The sequence below is a fragment of the Sulfitobacter sp. TCYB15 genome, assembly GCF_040435955.1.
Taxonomy (GTDB): domain Bacteria; phylum Pseudomonadota; class Alphaproteobacteria; order Rhodobacterales; family Rhodobacteraceae; genus Sulfitobacter; species Sulfitobacter pontiacus.
On record NZ_CP159193.1, the window covers coordinates 2829548 to 2848720 of the forward strand.

20 protein-coding genes are annotated in these 19173 nt (G+C 57.0%); 8 read left to right on the forward strand and 12 right to left on the reverse strand.

The window, feature by feature from the left end; translation table 11 throughout:
- Positions 1 to 64: 64 nt before the first annotated feature.
- Positions 65 to 1240 (reverse strand): elongation factor Tu, encoded by a 1176-nt coding sequence (tuf, locus tag ABM428_RS13690; RefSeq protein WP_005849852.1) that lies wholly within the window; start codon positions 1238 to 1240, stop codon positions 65 to 67.
- Between the two features lie 132 nt (positions 1241 to 1372).
- Complete coding sequence (locus tag ABM428_RS13695; RefSeq protein WP_235208576.1) at positions 1373 to 1972, reverse strand: hypothetical protein; 600 nt, start codon at positions 1970 to 1972, stop codon at positions 1373 to 1375.
- A 127-nt stretch (positions 1973 to 2099) separates the two neighbouring features.
- Here ABM428_RS13695 and ABM428_RS13700 point away from each other — a divergent pair, with 127 nt between their 5' ends.
- A complete protein-coding gene (locus tag ABM428_RS13700) occupies positions 2100 to 3449 on the forward strand; it encodes a cytochrome P450 (protein ID WP_132998208.1) in 1350 nt (449 codons plus the stop codon).
- On the opposite strand, the gene ABM428_RS13705 is transcribed toward ABM428_RS13700, so the two are convergent.
- The 3 genes from ABM428_RS13705 to ABM428_RS13715 are packed head-to-tail and all read right to left on the reverse strand — an operon-like array spanning position 3446 to position 8174.
- The gene (locus tag ABM428_RS13705) at positions 3446 to 4540 is read right to left on the reverse strand and encodes a M48 family metallopeptidase (protein ID WP_132998207.1); all 1095 of its coding nucleotides are present in this window, start codon (positions 4538 to 4540) and stop codon (positions 3446 to 3448) included. The genes ABM428_RS13700 and ABM428_RS13705 overlap by 4 nt on opposite strands.
- Positions 4537 to 5796 carry a DUF898 family protein gene (locus ABM428_RS13710; RefSeq protein ID WP_132998206.1) on the reverse strand — a complete coding sequence of 420 codons (1260 nt, stop codon included), beginning with the start codon at positions 5794 to 5796 and terminating at the stop codon, positions 4537 to 4539. The genes ABM428_RS13705 and ABM428_RS13710 overlap by 4 nt, the downstream gene beginning before the upstream one ends.
- 56 nt (positions 5797 to 5852) lie before the next feature.
- Positions 5853 to 8174 (reverse strand): DNA topoisomerase IV subunit A, encoded by a 2322-nt coding sequence (locus tag ABM428_RS13715; RefSeq protein ID WP_132998205.1) that lies wholly within the window; start codon positions 8172 to 8174, stop codon positions 5853 to 5855.
- Positions 8175 to 8375: 201 nt separating this feature from the next.
- Here ABM428_RS13715 and ABM428_RS13720 point away from each other — a divergent pair, with 201 nt between their 5' ends.
- The 6 genes from ABM428_RS13720 to ABM428_RS13745 all read left to right on the forward strand — a co-directional run bounded on the left by ABM428_RS13720 (position 8376) and on the right by ABM428_RS13745 (position 12555).
- A complete protein-coding gene (locus ABM428_RS13720) occupies positions 8376 to 9029 on the forward strand; it encodes an SH3 domain-containing protein (RefSeq protein WP_132998204.1) in 654 nt (217 codons plus the stop codon).
- A 30-nt stretch (positions 9030 to 9059) separates the two neighbouring features.
- Positions 9060 to 9887: an SDR family oxidoreductase gene (locus ABM428_RS13725; protein ID WP_132998203.1), complete on the forward strand. Its 828-nt coding sequence runs from the start codon at positions 9060 to 9062 to the stop codon at positions 9885 to 9887.
- Between the two features lie 58 nt (positions 9888 to 9945).
- The gene (locus ABM428_RS13730) at positions 9946 to 10152 is read left to right on the forward strand and encodes a twin transmembrane helix small protein (RefSeq protein ID WP_037953908.1); all 207 of its coding nucleotides are present in this window, start codon (positions 9946 to 9948) and stop codon (positions 10150 to 10152) included.
- On the forward strand, positions 10152 to 10724 hold the full coding sequence (locus ABM428_RS13735; protein ID WP_132998202.1) for a cob(I)yrinic acid a,c-diamide adenosyltransferase: 573 nt from the start codon (positions 10152 to 10154) through the stop codon (positions 10722 to 10724). The genes ABM428_RS13730 and ABM428_RS13735 overlap by 1 nt, the downstream gene beginning before the upstream one ends.
- A gap of 146 nt (positions 10725 to 10870) precedes the next feature.
- The gene (locus ABM428_RS13740) at positions 10871 to 11629 is read left to right on the forward strand and encodes an electron transfer flavoprotein subunit beta/FixA family protein (protein ID WP_005849900.1); all 759 of its coding nucleotides are present in this window, start codon (positions 10871 to 10873) and stop codon (positions 11627 to 11629) included.
- Entirely contained in the window at positions 11629 to 12555 is a 927-nt protein-coding gene (locus ABM428_RS13745) for an electron transfer flavoprotein subunit alpha/FixB family protein (protein ID WP_005849902.1), read from the forward strand. Before ABM428_RS13740 ends, ABM428_RS13745 begins: the two co-directional genes overlap by 1 nt.
- A 50-nt stretch (positions 12556 to 12605) precedes the next feature.
- On the opposite strand, the gene ABM428_RS13750 is transcribed toward ABM428_RS13745, so the two are convergent.
- A complete protein-coding gene (locus ABM428_RS13750) occupies positions 12606 to 13430 on the reverse strand; it encodes a DUF6473 family protein (protein WP_353628013.1) in 825 nt (274 codons plus the stop codon).
- A 158-nt stretch (positions 13431 to 13588) separates the two neighbouring features.
- Between ABM428_RS13750 and ABM428_RS13755 the strand changes: the two genes are divergently transcribed.
- A complete protein-coding gene (locus ABM428_RS13755) occupies positions 13589 to 14464 on the forward strand; it encodes a 3-hydroxybutyryl-CoA dehydrogenase (RefSeq protein WP_005849905.1) in 876 nt (291 codons plus the stop codon).
- A 65-nt stretch (positions 14465 to 14529) separates the two neighbouring features.
- Here the strand turns inward: ABM428_RS13755 and ABM428_RS13760 are convergent, their stop codons facing one another.
- Genes ABM428_RS13760 through ABM428_RS13785 form a run of 6 tightly spaced genes read right to left on the reverse strand, consistent with a single transcriptional unit; the run spans position 14530 to position 19151 of the window.
- Complete coding sequence (locus ABM428_RS13760) at positions 14530 to 15420, reverse strand: lysophospholipid acyltransferase family protein (RefSeq protein ID WP_132998200.1); 891 nt, start codon at positions 15418 to 15420, stop codon at positions 14530 to 14532.
- A gap of 55 nt (positions 15421 to 15475) precedes the next feature.
- Complete coding sequence (locus tag ABM428_RS13765; protein WP_005849908.1) at positions 15476 to 15745, reverse strand: HPr family phosphocarrier protein; 270 nt, start codon at positions 15743 to 15745, stop codon at positions 15476 to 15478.
- A 15-nt stretch (positions 15746 to 15760) separates the two neighbouring features.
- Positions 15761 to 16153 carry a PTS sugar transporter subunit IIA gene (locus ABM428_RS13770; RefSeq protein WP_005849910.1) on the reverse strand — a complete coding sequence of 131 codons (393 nt, stop codon included), beginning with the start codon at positions 16151 to 16153 and terminating at the stop codon, positions 15761 to 15763.
- Positions 16150 to 17043: an RNase adapter RapZ gene (gene rapZ / locus ABM428_RS13775; protein ID WP_009825323.1), complete on the reverse strand. Its 894-nt coding sequence runs from the start codon at positions 17041 to 17043 to the stop codon at positions 16150 to 16152. Before rapZ ends, ABM428_RS13770 begins: the two co-directional genes overlap by 4 nt.
- Positions 17036 to 17464 carry an HPr kinase/phosphatase C-terminal domain-containing protein gene (locus ABM428_RS13780; protein ID WP_353628014.1) on the reverse strand — a complete coding sequence of 143 codons (429 nt, stop codon included), beginning with the start codon at positions 17462 to 17464 and terminating at the stop codon, positions 17036 to 17038. Before ABM428_RS13780 ends, rapZ begins: the two co-directional genes overlap by 8 nt.
- Before the next feature lie 7 nt (positions 17465 to 17471).
- Positions 17472 to 19151, reverse strand: coding sequence for a sensor histidine kinase (locus tag ABM428_RS13785; RefSeq protein WP_240790898.1), 1680 nt, complete (start codon positions 19149 to 19151; stop codon positions 17472 to 17474).
- Positions 19152 to 19173 lie beyond the last annotated feature (22 nt).

The window sequence follows — 19173 nt, forward strand, 5'->3', positions numbered from 1 at the left end:
GGCCGCCCCGATTGGGAGCGGCCTTCGTCTTGTCGCCGGTGCGCGGGATGACCCGCGGGTTGGCTTACTCGGTGATTTTGGAAACCACGCCCGCGCCAACGGTACGACCGCCTTCGCGGATCGCGAAGCGCAGACCGTCTTCCATCGCGATGGGGGCGATCAGCTCCACGTCGAACTGCAGGTTGTCGCCAGGCATAACCATTTCAGTGCCTTCTGGCAGCTGAACGGTACCTGTAACGTCTGTGGTCCGGAAGTAGAACTGTGGACGGTAGTTCGCGAAGAACGGCGTGTGACGGCCACCCTCTTCTTTGGTGAGGATATAGGCTTCGGCTGTGAACTTGGTGTGCGGCTTAACCGAACCTGGCTTACACAGAACCTGACCACGCTCAACGCCTTCACGGTCGATACCGCGCAGCAGGGCGCCGATGTTGTCGCCAGCTTCCCCACGGTCCAGCAGTTTGCGGAACATTTCAACGCCGGTACATGTGGTTTTCTTGGTGTCGCGGATGCCAACGATTTCGATTTCGTCACCAACGTTGATCACGCCACGCTCAACACGGCCGGTCACAACTGTACCACGACCGGAGATCGAGAAGACGTCTTCCACAGGCATCAGGAACGGCTGGTCAACAGCGCGCTCTGGTGTCGGGATGTAGTTGTCGACTTCTTCCATCAGCTTGCGGATGGAGTTCTCGCCGATGTTCTCGTCACGGCCTTCCATCGCCGCCAGAGCGGAACCGGGGATCACAGGGATGTCGTCGCCTGGGTAGTCGTAGGAAGACAGCAGTTCGCGGATTTCCATTTCAACCAGTTCCAGCAGCTCTTCATCGTCCACCTGGTCTACTTTGTTCATGTAGACAACCATGGCGGGGATGCCGACCTGACGGCCCAGCAGAATGTGCTCGCGGGTCTGTGGCATGGGGCCATCAGCTGCGTTCACAACCAGGATCGCGCCGTCCATCTGCGCCGCACCGGTGATCATGTTTTTCACATAGTCAGCGTGGCCTGGGCAGTCGACGTGGGCGTAGTGACGGCCTTCGGTCTCATACTCAACGTGTGCGGTCGAGATGGTGATGCCGCGTGCTTTTTCTTCGGGCGCGCCGTCAATCTGGTCATAGGCGCGGAAGTCGCCGAAGTACTTGGTGATCGCCGCGGTCAACGTGGTTTTGCCGTGGTCAACGTGACCAATGGTACCGATGTTAACGTGTGGTTTATTACGTTCAAACTTTGCCTTAGCCATGGAGCAGCCCTTTATATTAATGAGGGCCTGAACCCAGACCCAAACCTATCTGGCGGGCGATGTATTGGGTCTGGCGCATAAAATCAAGCACCTGTTCGCCTCACACCGCCGCAGAATTCATGTAAATGCGCACTAGTTCGCTGTTACCGCCGGCGCAGAGGGGATTTCTGCGCGCTCGATGACCGCGTCCGCCGGGCGTTCGAACCAGCCTTCGGCCTTATTTTGCTTGACCAAATAGGTCTCGATCGACTTTGCCGCATTCTGGCTGAGGTTCTTAAGCTGTTCTTCAGCAGTCTTGGTGTAGCCAGACCCGACGATAGGCCCCTGATCAAGGGATTCGAACACGGTGATCTGGTGCGGTTCGTCCGTAAGCTTCTTACCCGCGGCGTCGTCCCAAACGGTAAGGTTCAGGATCATGATCGACTTGGGCGCAAGCACAAGCGGAATACCCGGAGGGGCAAGAACGTAGCCTTCGACACTGACGCCAAAGTGGTAATTGCGCGCGCCTTCATAGCGGTCAAAACGTTCGGCAATGGCGTCTTTGACAGCCGTCGTCAGCACCTCTTCACTGACTTCACGGCTGATCGGCAGTTTCTGTACCTTCGGCGCGACAACGATGTTGTGGTATAGATTAAAGTCACCCAAAGGCACCGCCGGCTTGTCGAGGTCGGATGCCCCGTTACACGCAGAAAGGACCACGATACTGATCAAAGCTGATAAAATTCGAACCATTTCATGCCTCCTCGGCGCATTTATGCCCTTTGCGATACCCTAAGGCTGAATAGGGTGCAACGTTTGCTAAAGTGGCACGCACGGGGTGGCGTGCTACCCTATATCCGTCTGATGAAGGATAATTGCCATGGATCGCCCCCTGCCCGCCCGCGTGGCCTTGGTTAACCAACCCCTAGGCCTGTTTCGCAGCCTCGCTATGGCGCGACGTAATGTGCTTAGCATTATTCCTGAAATAGCTGTCAAACAGCCGATGGTCTCTGGTAAAATGGGCAAGCGTTGGCACATGGTTATGGACCCGACTGCCATCCGCGAGATTCTGTTGGATCGGGTTGACGACTACCCTAAATCCTTGGTGACAAAAAACCTTTTGCGCCCCGCGATCGGAGACTCCCTTTTCATTGCGGAGGGTGCGCATTGGCGCTGGCAACGCCGCGCGGTGGCACCGGCCTTTTCACACCGCAATATGCTGAACCTGTCGCCCATCATGACCGCAGCAGCGCAAAGGTCAGCCGACCGGATCGCCGCCGCTGGCCCGCGGGCCATCAATATGCTGGACGAGATGGTCACGTCGACATTCGACGTCATCTCGGATGTCACATTCTCGGGCGGCGATGGATTTGACCGCGACGCCGTGCACCGCGCCATTGACGACTATATTGCAGAAGCCGGGAAACTGAGCCTTTTCGATATTCTTGGCCTGCCAGACTGGCTTCCGCGCCCAGGACGGGCGATGTCGGGCCGTGCCCTTAAAGACATGAAACGCATTGCCGACGGCGCGATAGATGCGCGGGCCGAACGGGGGCCCAGCGATACGCCGGACCTCCTGGATCTTCTCCTTGATGGCACCGACCCCAAGACCAAGCGTCAGATGAATACGGCCGAGCTACGGGACAATCTGTTAACCTTCATCGTCGCAGGGCATGAGACGACGGCCCTTACCCTGTCTTGGGCGCTCTATCTGATGGGCTTTGATCAGGCCGTGCAGCAGAAAGCCCGCGCCGAGGCGCAAACCGTGCTGCAGGGGCGCGCGGCGACGGGTGCAGACGTCGAAAACCTACCATACATCCGCCAAATTATCGACGAAACCCTGCGCCTGTACCCGCCAGCGGGGGTGATTTCACGCACCGCGCAGAGAAATGACACCTTATGCGGCAGGGAAGTTCGGCCCGGCGATACTGTCATGGTGCCGATTTATGCGCTTGGCCGCCATCAGCAGCTTTGGGATCAGCCCGACGTTTTCGATCCCGACCGTTTCAAAGATCGCAAAGCGATCGACCGATACGCCTACCTGCCCTTTGGCGATGGCCCGCGTATCTGCATCGGCGCGTCCTTTGCGCAGCAAGAAGCGGTGATCATCCTTGCGACCTTGCTTTCGCGGTTTCGTTTCACACCGGTCGCCGGGAAAAGCCCTGAACCGGTTATGATCCTGACCCTTCGCCCCGAAGGCGGAGTATGGTTAACCGCAACGCCTGCCTAGTCGCAAATCCGCCGCAAGTCGCCCCAGGCGTCCGCGTCGACAATAGTTGAGTATTCAGACTGCGCGCGCGCCGCATTTTGCGCTGCGGCGATACGGTCATCGAAGGATGGATGGCTCAGGAAATGGGCCATCAACGGGTTCGCTTCGCCTTGGGTCTGGCGCATGCGCTCGAACATGGACCCCATCGCTTTCGGAGACACGCCCGCAGTCGCCAGAAGTTTATGCCCGAATGCGTCTGCCTCTGTTTCAGCCTGCTGGGTATAGTTCGCGCTGATCAAACGCTCTGCCAGAAACAACACCACGGCACCGCCTGCGAAGTCACCGAACAAAAGCCCCAACACGCCGATCGATCCGGCGGATCGCAACGCGTGGCGTGTCGGGTCACGACTGACAACGTGACCAATTTCATGCGCCAACACAGCGGCGACCTCATCCGGGGACTGGGCTTGTTGGATCAGTCCGTCGAACAGCACGACAATCCCGCCGGGCAGCGCAAAAGCGTTAACCATCGGGTGGTCCAGCACCAGGACATTCAAATCCTGCACTGCCCCCTCGCCCGCGTTAAGCGCGGTGATCATGCTGGTGAGCGCCGCTTCGCCCGCCGAGCCGTCGCAAATGGCGAGGGGCTGCATGCCGCTTTCGTCCAAGGCCCTGCGGATTTGACCCAATGTCGCCTCACCCAAGGCGGCCTCTCCTGCTGGTGGGATGAAATTCGCCAAACGGTCCGCCAAAAAAGGCACCAGCGCTGTAATCTGAAGCACAACGGCCGCGACAGCTGCGATTGCCCAAGCGAACAACCTGCGTCGCCCTCGGGCCGGCGCAGGGCGGCGAGCGGCAGGAAGATGTCGTAGCAGCGTCTTATCCGCAACGATAAGCCGCGCCACCGGATCTGTAACTGAGCGCAGGGTATAGTCTTTCCCACGCGACTGATCGGACACCAACCGAATATCGCCAAGCCGCCAGAAAATAATATCTTCGCTATCCAGTCCAATCTGCAGATTATCGTTCGCAATATGCAGGCTGACATCTTCGGCAACCGGACGATCACCATCAAAGTATGCCGCCCCCATGCCGTTAAATCCGACGCTCATATCGCGGCTCCCAGGTCCAACGCCTCTGCAAACCCTTCGGCTTCGGCGAAGTCATCCCGCCCCGATTGGCTGATGCTTTGCAAACCGTCATACCGCGGAAGCGCACAGGTTTTGGCCATGTGACGCATTAACGGAAAGGTGACGAATGTGTTGTAGCAAACGTTCCACATCAAAAAGACCGAGAGGTAAAAGCCCGCCAACACCACGATCGCCAAAGCCCGCGGGATCGGAAGCGTTTCAATGTCGATCCCCAAATCAAACCCCATAAAGGCGCTTGGTCCAATCACGACAAATGCCCCTAACACTAGCAAAATCACCCCCAGAACGAGGACCGAATATGCGATAAAGCTGCCGAAAACGTAGATAAACGCGATACGCGGTGCGCTTAGCCTCGACGTTATGGCGATACCATTCGCTGACTTGTGGTTTGCCATTAGCCTTTTCGAAACAAATCGATAGTGCACTGCACCGTAGACCATGCCTAGCAGGCTCACGGGGAAAAGGAGCAACCACCAAGCGCCTTGCATAGAAAATGGTGCGCCTTGCCCGTCAGCCAGCGTTTCGAGCATCTTCGAGGCAAAGCCAGATGTGTCGAAAGTCTGGGACGCGGCAGATATGTACGCGTGGGCCACGCTACCAAGAAGCAGCAAGGTGAACAAAGCAAACGGAATCGCGGCACGATAGAGCATGCCCCAACGCCCCCCTTGATGCAGCTGTGCCGATCCGAAATAGGTGCGGTCCGTCGTGTATTTCTCAAGGTGGAAAGTCATACGTGGCCAAAGCAGCCCTAGCGAGAAAATGGTGACCAACCAATGCAGCATAGCGCGCCAGACATACCCCCATGCGCCTTTATCAAGGCCAAACCGCACCCCGCGCCATCGCGTCCGTCCCAAGACGTACCGTCGCGCACGATATCGGGCATAGAACCACAAAGGAACAACCCCGAATCCCGCTGCGAAGTACCCTAAGGTCGCGCTCGAAAACACCGAGAAGCTGACGAACATCAGAATCAGATTAATGATTCCGATGTAGAAGGTGAGGATCACAACGGCGATGAAGAAGCCCAATAGCTTTTCAATCGGATCGCCGACGTATTCCATCGGATGCCCGCCCGGCCGGATTGCGGACCAATACCATCGCCGCAAACGGGTCTTCATCCAGAACCGGTAAAAACCCAGCGTAATAATCGTGAGAAAACCGGTTTTGAACGCCAACCAAAAGAGCGCGCCGCGCCCCCCGACGAATTGAACCGACATCGCGGGTGCCGAACCACTGGGGTATGACAGCTCGGCGTCACTCACGTCGTTTGCGATCAACCGAAGCGGTTGTCACGCGGGAACCCACGCGGTGCCATGCGCCCCGCTGTCGCGCGCTTGCCAGTCCATTCGGTCAGGTCAGCTTCTGTGCGTGTCCGTCCCGCGGGATCCAGCCAGCTTAGCCCGTTCTCGCGGCTAAACGTGATCGCATCAGACATGCCCCCGTCTTTGTACTTTTGCAGCCGCACACCTTTGCCGCGTCCCATTTCGGGAAGCTCGTCCAAGCCGAACACCAAGACTTTGCGATTCTCACCCACAACGGCAACGGCATCGCCGGTCACCGGAGCGCAAATCATTGCTTTCGCGTCGCCGCGCACGTTCAGCACCTGTTTACCGCTGCGTGTCTGCGCCAGAACATCATCCTCCGGCACGATAAATCCATCCCCGGCCGAGGAGGCCACCAAGAGCTTGCGCCCCGCCTTGTGGATCAAAATATCGACAATTTGAACTTCGTTGGGCAGATCCACCATCAATCGCAATGGCTCCCCCATGCCGCGCCCGCCAGGCAAGGTCGATGCAGACACCGTGTAAAAGCGCCCGTTCGACCCGAAGACCAACAGCCTGTCTGTTGTCTCTGCATGGAAAATAAAGCGGGGTCCGTCCCCATCCTTGAACTTCAACTCGCGGTTCAGATCGATATGTCCCGTCATCGCACGGATCCAGCCCATCTGCGAACAGACAACTGTAATCGGTTCGCGGTCGATCATCGCCTCCAGCGGGACTTCCTCGATCACGCCGGCTTCGGAAAAGCTCGTTCTACGACGACCGATGTTCTTACCGTCCAGCGACCAGTCCTTGCCGAACTGCTTTTTCGTCTCGCGCAGCTGGTCGATGATCGTATCCCATTGGGTACCTTCATTTTCCAGCAGATGTTCGAGGCCCGAGCGCTCCTCCATCAAGGCGGCTTGCTCGCGCAGCAATTCGATTTCTTCCAACCGGCGCAACGACCGCAGGCGCATGTTCAAAATCGCGTCGGCTTGGACTTCGGATAGCGAGTTCTCAGCGGAGGGCGCTGGCGGTACATAGCTTGCCTCGTCCATCGCGCGCACGTGATCCTTACCCCAATCCTCGGCCATCAACGCCGATTTCGGGTCCTCATCATAGCGAATGATATCAATCACGCGATCAAGGTTAAGAAACGCGACGATAAAACCTTCCAAGACCTCTAGGCGGTGGTCGATCTTCTCCATCCGGTGGGTCGAGCGCCGCTGAAGCACCTCGCGCCGGTGATCAAGAAATGCGCGCAGCACTTCCTTCATCGAACATACTTTAGGCGTCACCCCGTCGATCAAGACGTTCATGTTCAACGAGAATCGCACCTCAAGATCAGAGCTGCGATACAGCATCCCCATCAGGACCTCGGGATCAACGTTCTTGGAACGCGGCTCTATGATCAGGCGAATATCATCGGCCGATTCGTCGCGTACATCGCCCAGAATCGGAATCTTCTTGGTCTGAATAAGCTCTGCGATCTTTTCGATCAGCTTGGATTTCTGCACCTGATAGGGAATTTCAGTGATGACAATTTGCCAAGCACCGCGCCCCAGATCCTCTGTTTCCCACCGACAGCGCAGACGGAAACCGCCCTTACCCGTACGATAGGCATTCGCAATGTTTTCAGGGGGTTCAACGATAATACCGCCGGTCGGAAAATCGGGACCGGGAACGTATTTGAGCAAGGTATCGTCGCGGGCATCGGGCGTTTTGATCAGGTGGATACAGGCGTCCACTAGTTCCGAGATATTATGCGGCGGGATGTTGGTGGCCATGCCAACAGCGATACCCGACGACCCGTTTGCCAGAAGGTTCGGGAACTGCGCGGGCAGAACGGCAGGCTCGGTCAGTGTGCCGTCGTAATTCTCTCTAAAATCGACAGCATTTTCATTCAGACCTTCCAGCATGGCCTCGGCCACGGCGGTCATGCGCGCTTCGGTATATCGGCTCGCAGCGGGGTTATCCCCGTCGATGTTGCCAAAGTTCCCCTGCCCGTCAACCAACGGATAACGCACGTTAAAATCTTGCGCGAGACGCGCCATCGCATCGTAAATCGCAGCGTCGCCATGCGGGTGATAGTTCCCCATCACGTCGCCAGAAATTTTCGCAGACTTCCGGAATCCCCCGGTGCTGTTAAGCCTCAGTTCACGCATCGCGAATAGAATCCGACGGTGAACGGGCTTTAACCCGTCGCGCGCATCGGGCAGCGCGCGGTGCATAATGGTAGACAGCGCATAGGTCAGGTACCGGTCGCCCAATGCACGGCGCAAAGGCTCTGACGAATTGCGAGAATCTGGATCGGCGGGGGTGGTTACATCTGACATCTTCATTGTTTAGCCAAGGCCGCGAGACGCGGCAAGCGACTGTTTGGGGCGCAGCGCCCCAGCAGGGCGTGCGGTGTCTCTGTCATGCAACTTTGCAAACATATTGGAACGATTAGGCAGCATTTTATGTTATACTTGATAATACAGCCTTGGGGAGACCTGCTGCGGGTCTAGGCTGTCTGCTATTTCGAGGAATGTTTGATGAAGCGGTTTATTTTGTTGACCTTCGGGTTTCTTGGTTGGGCATTCTACGAGATGAGCGGCGGGGCCGATTTTCAACCCGCGAGCGCTCAGATGGCTGCGAATGCAGACCAAATGCCAGCACAGGAGAACGAAATCACCGCTGAAACCTCAAACGAACCAGTCGAGACGGCAAAGGTCATCCCGGCGGTCGCGACGGCTCCGGTTGATACGACCCCGCCGGGTTTTGAAAGCACCGCGCAAGCTGATGATGCCGAACGCGTTTCTGTCACCCTCACCACCGCATTGAATACCGCGGACACTGGTGCTGCGACTGACGTATCGTATGTGCCTGTCGCCCAGAATATCGCGGCGAACGGGGCGGACACGCCCGCAATTATTCCCAGCCTGATCGTTCCGAACGACAGCGGTGCCGCGATCGTAGAAGCCCGTGCTGAAACGAACCTGAGCAGCGAAGCGGATATTCGTTCTGTATCCGGCAACCGTGTGAATGTCCGTGGTGGCCCGGGCACCGAGTTTCAGGTCGTGACCAAGCTAGGTCGCGGCGATTCGGTCGAGATCATTCAGGATAACGGCGATGGATGGGTAAAGATGCGCCCCGTGGACGGCGGGCCAGAGGGCTGGATGGCCGATTTCCTGTTGTCGAACGGGTAAACTACTCAACAACTCCCGAGACAACAGTTAATGCAACAACGTACAATTTTAATTACCGGCTGCTCCTCCGGGATCGGCTACGCGGCTGCGCATACGCTGCGCGAACGCGGCTGGAGGGTTTTCGCTTCGTGCCGCCAAACACGCGATTGCGAGAGGCTAGCCGCCGAAGGATTTGATGCGCCCCAGCTCGACTATACGGGTGCCAATAGCATCGCCACTGCGCTGGATCATGTACTTGAGCAAACCGGTGGCACGCTCGATGCCCTTTATAACAACGGTGCCCATGCGACACCCGGTGCCGTCGAAGATCTCCCCACAGACGCGCTGCGCGAGATATTCGAAAGCAATTTCTTCGGCTGGCACGAGCTTACGCGCAAGATCATCCCTGTGATGCGGGCACAGGGTCACGGACGCATTATCCAATGCTCGTCCGTCCTGGGTCTTGTCACAATGCCGTGGCGTGGCGCTTACAATTCTACGAAATTCGCGCTGGAAGGCTTAACGGACACGCTTCGTATTGAGCTGCGCGACACCCCCATCCACGTGACCCTGATCGAGCCCGGGCCCATTACATCCAACATCCGCGCGAACTCTATCCCGCACTTCGAGCGTTGGATCGATTGGAAAAGCTCTGCCCGAAAGGCGCAATACGAAAGCGCGTTGTTAGATAGGCTTTACACTGCGAGAGGGCCCGACAGGTTCGAGCTTCCGCCACAAGCAGTCGTTGACAGGCTTATCCATGCGCTGGAGGCCGACCGCCCACGGCCGCGGTATTATGTCACGACGCCGACGCGTATCTCGGGCATTTTAAAGCGTATTTTACCAACACGTGCCCTAGACTGGGTGCTCTCTCGATAAATTCGGGTTGCGCTACTGCATGACCCCGCTACATCTTTCAGCAACACAAAGGATGCTTATGTTCGCTGATCCGTTATATATCCTGACCGTCGTTGCCGTGATTGCGGTGGTTATCGTATTGATTTTTGGGCTTGGGGGCTTCGCTGGTGGCGGAGAATTCAATAAGCGCAATTCAAATAAACTTATGCGCATGCGCATCATCGCACAGTTCATCGCTGTCGTTCTCATCGTCATATATGTGTACCTGCGAAAGGACGCTGGCTGATGGTTGTTCTTAATAAAATCTACACCCGCACCGGCGACAAAGGCGAAACCGCGTTGGGGAACGGGGACCGTGTGGCCAAACACGACCTCCGGGTCGAGGCATATGGCACATCCGACGAATTGAACTGTTTTGTTGGTGTCGCGCGGCTTGAGGCGAAAGGCGAAACCGACGCCGCACTGTCGCGTATCCAGAACGACCTGTTCGACCTGGGCGCTGACCTGTGCCGCCCCGATATGGAAGCGGATGCAGATGCCGAATACCCGCCTCTGCGCCTCGCGGCGGCGCAGGTCGACAGGCTTGAACGTGAGATCGACGTGATGAACGCTGATCTGTCCCCGCTGAGAAGCTTTATTCTACCCGGCGGCACCGCACTTGCCGCGCATTTGCACGTGTGCCGGACAGTTGCGCGCCGCGCCGAACGGCTTGCGGTGCATTTGGCAGACAGGGATTCTATCAATCCGGCCACCGTCAAATATCTGAACCGGCTAAGCGATTGGTTTTTCGTCGCGGCGAGGGCTTCAAATAACGGCGGTAAGGACGATGTATTATGGGTGCCCGGGGCAAATCGCTAAGGCCGTCAGTCAGAAACGCCGCGTCGAAAGACAATAAATTACTATTTTTGACTGTTTTGCATTCGATTGCTTCGTTACACCGACGAAGAGTTCACATGATCGGGGCCGAACCGGCCCGGATCGTCAACTGAGGAGAGAGAACGCTCATGAAGGTACTGGTACCTGTAAAGCGCGTGATCGACTACAACGTGAAAGTACGCGTCAAAGCGGACGGCACGGGTGTTGATCTTGCCAACGTAAAGATGTCGATGAACCCGTTTGACGAGATTTCCGTCGAACAAGCGATCCGCATGAAAGAGGCCGGCCAGGTCGAAGAAGTTGTGGTCGTCTCTATCGGCGTAAAACAGGCGCAGGAAACACTGCGCACAGCGCTGGCAATGGGCGCCGACCGCGCGATTCTGATCGTGGCGGCCGACGATGTGCACAACGATATCGAGCCTTTGACCGTTGCCAAAATTCTGAAAGGCGTCGTCGAAGAAGAGAAGCCCGACCTTGTTCTTTGCGGTAAGCAGGCGATCGACAACGACATGAACGCCACTGGCCAGATGCTGTCCGCTCTGCTGGGGTGGTCGCAAGCGACCTTCGCCTCCAAAGTCGACATCGATGGCGACAGCGCTGTTGTTACACGTGAAGTCGACGGTGGTTTGCAGACTATTAAGGTTTCCATGCCTACAGTCGTGACTGTGGATCTGCGCCTGAACGAACCACGCTATGCGTCGCTACCCAACATCATGAAGGCAAAGAAAAAGCCTTTGGATGAGAAGACACCTGCCGATTATGGCGTCGAGGTTTCCAACCGTTTGGAAATCATCAAGACGGCTGAGCCAGCAGAACGTGCTGCGGGCATCAAGGTCGAGTCGGTCGATGAACTGGTTGCGAAACTTAAAGAAGCGGGGGCTGTGTAATGGCTGTTCTACTCCTTGCAGAAGTAACTGATGGCGAACTGGCACTTGACGCAACATCCAAAGCCGTTGCTGCGGCCAAGATGCTTGGCGATGTTACTGTTCTCTGCGCTGGTGGTTCCGCCGCTGCGGCGGGCGAAGCGGCGGCGAAAATCAACGGTGTTTCCAAAGTTCTGGTCGCCGAGGATGAGACCCTTGGCCACCGCCTCGCGGAATCCACGGCTGCGTTGATCGTATCGCTCGCCGGTGATTACGACCACATCACCGCACCAGCGACCACAGACGCTAAAAACGTGATGCCACGTGTTGCTGCGTTGCTTGACGTCATGTTGCTGTCCGATGTGTCCGGTGTTGTCGACGCCGACACGTTCGAGCGTCCCATCTATGCGGGCAACGCGATCCAGACGGTCAAATCCTCGGACGCGAAAAAGGTCATCACCTTCCGCACCACGACGTTTGACGCCGCGGGCGACGGTGGCTCCGCCTCTGTAGAGACGGTATCCGCTGCGGCCGATCCCGGCCTGTCTTCCTGGGTTGAAGACCACGTTGCAGAAAGCGATCGCCCCGAGCTGACATCGGCTGGCGTGGTTGTTTCCGGCGGCCGTGGCGTTGGCTCCGAAGAAGACTTCGCCTTGATCGAAAAGCTGGCTGACAAGCTGGGTGCCGCTGTTGGCGCTTCGCGCGCTGCCGTTGATTCGGGCTATGCTCCGAACGACTGGCAAGTTGGTCAGACCGGTAAGGTTGTCGCGCCCGAGCTTTATGTGGCGGTTGGTATCTCCGGTGCGATCCAGCACTTGGCCGGCATGAAAGACAGCAAGATCATCGTCGCCATCAACAAAGACGAAGAAGCGCCGATCTTCCAGGTTGCGGACTATGGTCTGGTGGCCGATCTGTTCGAAGCCGTTCCCGAGCTGATCGAGAAACTGTAAGCCTTTAAGGTTTTCACGGATAAGGCCCGCAATCACCTGCGGGCCTTTTTCTATTTCAGGTGTTCAATCGCCTGCGCGACCGCCTTCGCAATCTCTTGATGTGCCCGAACGCCGGGGAGCTGTAACGCCCGCTCTTTTTCTATTGCAGGGAACACCATCCCCTCCGTCCCCTCGGAAATGGCCGCGTGTGACGGTGTCAGATATACCATCCCGGCCGCCAGACGACTTACCTGAGCAACCATAGCTTTGGTCACGAACAGAGGCCCCGCACGAGCCCGCGCCCCCATGTCCCGCGTGGGCTTTTCGGGACTAAGGTGAAGCAGCACGCATGGCCCCGTCATCCGGCCAAGCAGCAGGGTCATCCGTGCGATCCAAGCCTGTTGAAGCTCATGCACCACCATTGCGAACCGAGTGGGCGAGACTTGCTTGAGCGCTTCCAATAGGTGGCGTGTGAAATGAAACTCCGCAAAATCAACCTCGGGGTAGATGGAGCAAAGCAGTTTCGACGGAGCGATAAATCTGTCGTTTCGACGCGGGTGCACTGAGTAGTAACGATTCGACATATTATGTGCCCCCAACACTTGCACCACGGTCACATGCGCCCCTGCGGCAATTTTCATGACTTCGGCATCATGTAGAAACACATCTAGACCCGCGTTTTGTAACCCGAAATTGATGCAAGGCACCCCGCTAGACAGTTCTACCAACGCAGGGAACGGAGTTTCGACATAGCGGCCAAACGTCTGGGTCCCGCCAACAAAAACCACATAAGGCGCGGAAGTTCCCCGAAAGGGTCCGCGAAACAGTAGTTTCGACGTGCCATAGCGCCACAACGCGTAGTCCAACCGCCGCCTGCCATCATCCGTAGCGCCCATACCGTTCACCCTGTTCCACCGCTTTACGGACGCAGAATCGCCCTAAGTATTTTCGATTTCCTTAATGTTCGGATTTGAGAAAAGCTGTCGTGAATTCCGACCCTTGCGGCTGCTACCCCGCCCGCTTTATGCTGCGGCGAAACAAAAGGGGACAGCGCATGGATATCCAGACAATCGGCATCGTTGGCGCAGGCCAAATGGGCAACGGCATCGCCCATGTTATGGCTTTGGCGGGCTACGACGTGCTGTTGAACGATGTAAGCGCTGAAGCACTGCAAAAGGCGGTTGATACCATTACCGGCAACCTCGACCGTCAGGTTGGCCGCGGTAAGGTAACCGAAGCAGACCGTGACGCTACGCTCAAAAGAATCGTTACAACCCAAACACTTGCAGAGTTGGGCCAAAGCGATCTGGTGATCGAGGCGGCGACTGAACGCGAGACCGTCAAGCAAGCGATTTTTGAAGATCTGATCCCCCACCTCAAACCGACCACGATCCTGACGTCGAACACGTCGTCAATTTCGATTACACGGCTCGCCAGCCGAACCGATCGCCCTGAAAAATTTATGGGGTTCCACTTCATGAACCCGGTGCCCGTGATGCAGCTGGTGGAGCTGATCCGCGGGATTGCGACGGATAAGGAAACTTTTGAGGCCTGCCGCGGCGTCGTTGATAAACTGGGCAAAACTGCGGCCTCTGCCGAAGACTTCCCAGCCTTTATCGTAAATCGTATCTTGATGCCGATGATCAACGAGGCTGTCTATACACTCTATGAAGGTGTGGGCTCTGTCGAATCCATCGATAGTTCACTCAAGCTGGGGGCCAACCACCCGATGGGTCCGCTGGAGCTTGCAGATTTCATCGGTCTAGACACCTGCCTGGCGATTATGAACGTGTTGCATGACGGGCTGGCCGATACGAAATATCGTCCCTGCCCGCTTCTGACAAAATACGTCGAAGCGGGCTGGCTGGGGCGTAAATCTCAGCGGGGTTTCTATGACTACCGCGGCGATGTGCCTGTCCCCACGCGATAAATTTGCAGCAAACAGCGGGGGCCAGCCCCCGCGCCCCCGGGATTTATTCCATTTGGAAGATAGCGTTAGTCTTTAAGCGCAAGTGTATGCGCCCGTAGCCACGCCATGAAACCGCGTGGATCGTCCGCATGAGCGGCCATCTGCTCTGGCGAAAGCGGCGCGCCTACGATCGGGCCCTGCGGCTTGTCGCATGCGTGCACAATCTCGTGGAGCAGAAGCCCCTGCCGCAAGATGGGCGAGATTTTATTCGCAATTTGATAGGCTCTGCTATTTTGCCCTGGAAAGCGCATTGGCACAACTTGCGCGCCCGAGCGCCGGATCATTTTAGCGGTGAAAACGTTCCACTCCGCCTCTATGGCAGGGCCGAACATGGTATCCGAAGCCGCTACGACCCCAGAGGGGAACAGCGCGACAACACCGCCATCCTTCAGATGCGCCATCGCTTTGCTCCGCATTTCGACACCCTTGCGCTGCGCATCGGGATCGTGAGGAAACGGCACGGGGATCATATAGCTGCCCGCGACCTCATCGATAGAGGTCAACAAGGAGCGCGTCAGAATCCGATAATCAGGGCGTACCCGTCCGATCAGATCGGCGAAAATCATACCATCGACCATCCCGTGCGGGTGGTTCGCAACAACGACCACTGGACCCGTTTTCGGAATGCGATCCAGCTGTTCCTGCGGGGTCGTCAGGTCGATACCCATCGTATCAAGTGCCGCGCGCCAAAAGCCCTGCCCTGTGGGCGCGCCCTGTTTCTCGAACTGTCGGATCAGGCGCAGAACCTTGAGCTTGCCGGTGAAAAGTTCGATAGCGCTGATGATCCCCGATTTGACAGGATGATCAAACGTGGATGCATAGGACAGGCTGCGGCGGTCATACTTCGTGAAGGTCACCGGTTCGCCGCTGCCATCGTTCAGCAGGGGCGCAGGGCCGGTTGGCGCATTCTCCGTCATGTGGTTAACCCTTTACGCATCACAGTGACCACCGGCCGCATTGCAAACACCGCCGTTACTGGCCTTCGCCGAACTTGTCAGCCACCAAGGCTGTTAACGCATCGGCCAATGCGTCCTGATCCGGGCCGGAGGTCTGTACATCAATCGTACACCCTTTGGACGCCGCCAGCATCAGCAGCCCCATAATGCTGTCACCAGAGGCGGACATCCCGTCCTTGCTGACTTCGGCGCGCGCATCAAAAGCCTCGACGACCTCAACCAGCTTGGCGGAGGCGCGGGCATGCAGGCCTTTTTCGTTTACGATTTTCAATGAAACTTGGGTCATACAATAGGGGCCTTGCTATTCCGCACTAACATTCTGGCTATCAATATATTTTCTGCCGGCCGCCAGGGCGGCGCGCACCGCCTCGGGCACTTCAAGATCACGTGACTTTGCCAGCTTGATCAACATAGGAAGGTTTGCGCCGTAAAGGATCCGACGGTTTTCAGGACGGCATGCAAGCAAACTGAGGTTCGACGGAGACCCACCGAAAAGGTCCGTAACGACGACAACACCATTGCCCGTATCCACGGCATCGGCAGCCTCGCAGATTTCCCGCTGCTTTTCGGTACGATCATGGTCTGCATGGATCGCAATAGCGCGCACGCCGTTTTGCGACCCAACAACATGTTCGATCGCAGCCAAATATTCTTTGGCCAATCCGCCGTGTGCAACAATCACAATACCAATCAACGCGATGTCTCTTCCCGTTTACTACGATCCAGTTCGCGGTGTCTGATGGACACCTGCCAGCCGTCGTTCGAAAGTTTGAACGCCAGATGTTCGGCCAAAGTTACGGAACGGTGTTGCCCCCCTGTGCAGCCAAACGCAAGAGAGATATGCGATTTACCTTCAGTCTTGCAGGCTGGCAGGATCAATTGACACAGAGAGTTTACCTGTGCGGCAAAGCTTTCGAACAGCGGGTCGGCATGCACGTAATCGGCGACCTCTTTCTGTGTGCCGTTCATACCACGCAGCGAGGGTTCCCAATAGGGATTGCGCAAAAACCGGCAGTCAAACACCATATCCGCACTGCGGGGTAAACCGCGCTTATACGAGAAAGACTGTACGGATACGCTGAGGTGATGCTCCCCATCAAGCGCGAACCAGCGCTCCACTTCCGCACGCAACTGGTGTACATTCAGCTCGGACGTGTCGATCAGGACATCCGCCAGCGCCAGCACCGGTTCAAGCAGCTCTTTCTCGCGCACGATCCCCTCGACTGGTGTAGCGGTGGCCGCCATGGGATGGCGCCGGCGTGTTTCGGAGAAGCGCCGAAGCAGGACGTTGGTCGCACAATCCAAATATAGCAATTCAATATCTACATCGGGACGAGACCGCATGTCCGACATCAGTTCGATCACGCGATCGGTCGAAAAATCGCGGTTCCGCAAATCGACACCAAGAGCCATCGGACGCAGTTGGCCCGGCGCTTCGAGCAAAGCGCGCAGCATCCGCATGGGAATATTGTCGATCGCTTCAAAGCCTGCATCCTCCAACACATTGAGCGTCGAAGATCGCCCTGCCCCCGCGGGGCCGGTCACCAGCACCATACGCCGGTTGGGTGTTACATCATCAGTCATTTGCTGTGTATTTCATCATCTTTGCCATCAAGTAAACAGAGGCAGCAAAATGAGGCCCGTCGCATCGTTTCAGGCATCGGATTTGGATGCCCATCACGTTTTGGTATGTGATTTCGGGAAGACGGTCGGGCTCATCTTGGTCAAGGTCTACGATAAGAAAGATCGGTATCGCACTGCGATGTTTCAAGGTCAGCAAGCCGACGCCGCGCGCCTCGATCAACCCTTTGATCGCGGCGGGTGGGTGCGCGATAACCTGGGCATCCTGAACGATCAAATCCGTGCGGTCATCGGCAACCAGCTCGGCCCCCATCGCAATCATCTGCAACGCCAGCGCGGACTTGCCTTTACCCGAGCCCCCCCTGATCATCACGCCACGCCCATCAATCGCGACGGTGGTGCCGTGGATCGTGCTTTTGGTCATGGCCGGATCAGGTGGGCAGGCCGACAACAAAGCGCGCGCCAAGGGGATCAGAGGAGATATCGGCATCCGTGGGCCGGATATTTTCTGCCCAGATCACGCCGCCATGTGCTTCGACAATCTGCTTCGAGATCGCCAGCCCGAGGCCGGAGTTATTGCCAAAATGCTCTTCCGGGCGCTGCGAATAAAAACGCTTAAAGATTTTCGACAGAGCTTGCTCTGGAATGCCGGGCCCCGTGTCCTCGACGACCACAAGAACGCGATTTTCACGTTTACGCGCCCAGACCCGAATGGCATCGCCATCTTCGCAGAACGAGACGGCGTTGCTGATCAGGTTCACAAAAACCTGTGCCAAGCGTGCTTCCAACCCGTGCACGATGATCGGTTGTTCGGGCAGATCGGTGATAAAATCGATGCCACGTTTGCGCGCATCTTCGCCAAGATACTGACCCAGATTGCTGATCATCATCAGCAGATCAAACGGCTCTTCCTCTTCCTTGACCAATTCGCTGTCCAGACGGGACGCATTCGAAATATCACTCACCAAACGATCCAACCGGCGAACGTCATGATCGATGACATCCAGCAGTTTTTCGCGCTGGTCCTCACGCTTGATCAGACGCAGCGTGCCTACCGCAGAACGGAGCGACGCAAGCGGGTTCTTGATCTCATGCGCGACATCGGCGGCAAACTGTTCGTTTCCGTCAATGCGGTTGTATAATGCGGAAACCATCCCGCGCAGTGCGCCCGACAAGCGCCCTATTTCATCAGGACGCGCCGTCAAATCAGGGATACGAATGCGGCCCGGGTTCATCTTTCGCGCATCTTTATCACGCCCAAGCTCTGCCGCGGCAGCAAGATCGGACAACGGATTTGCAATGGTCGAGGCCAGCACGAGGCTCAACCCGATCGAAACCAGCGTCGCGATCACGAACATCTGGAGCACCCTCTCCCGTTCGCCGCGAACCAGTTTGTCAATTTCACCCGCAGCCGAGGTGACGGCGACAACGCCGACTGGCAATCCGTTCTGCACGATCGGCGTAGCAACGGAGAAAAGCGTGCCGCCAGTGCCGACAAGATCGTTCCGCACCTTGGTCCCGCCTACCAATGCACCCGAGACCAACGGCTGCAACTGTTCCGCCAACGGAGCAGGATCTGCCGTGGCGGCGCTTTCGAAGGGTCGGGAGAGCAGCCCCCAAAGCCAGCTCAACCCATCGGAAATCAGCGCCGTGTCATCTTCGGCACCGACGTTATTTCGCGCGGCGGCACCCGCGTTCTGCGCAACAAGGCTTTCGGTAGAATCGAATACAAACACCTCGATCCCGCTGCGCAAATCAAGCCGGCCAAGGCTTGCATCCACATCTATCGCGTCGCTCAGGCTGTCAGGCGTACCCGCCGTTGCCAACTGCGCCTCAAAAACGTCAGCGATCAGTTCAGCTTCCGAAACCAGTGACGCACCACGCTGCACGGCCAGGCTATCGCGAGAAGAGTTAAGATAAAGAATACCGGCGGCCAAAACATTCAACGCAATCAAGTTAAATGTGATGATCTTGCGCGTCAGCGGCGACGCACGCAGAGAGAAGAGCCCCCGCCGCGCGCGTTTGCTGCGCAATTCATCTGTCGCGGTTTTGTCCGGAGCAACCCAATCGTCGCCCAATACAACATCACCGTCCCGATAAGGTGTGGTCATGTCTCGCACAAAATTCCTTTCG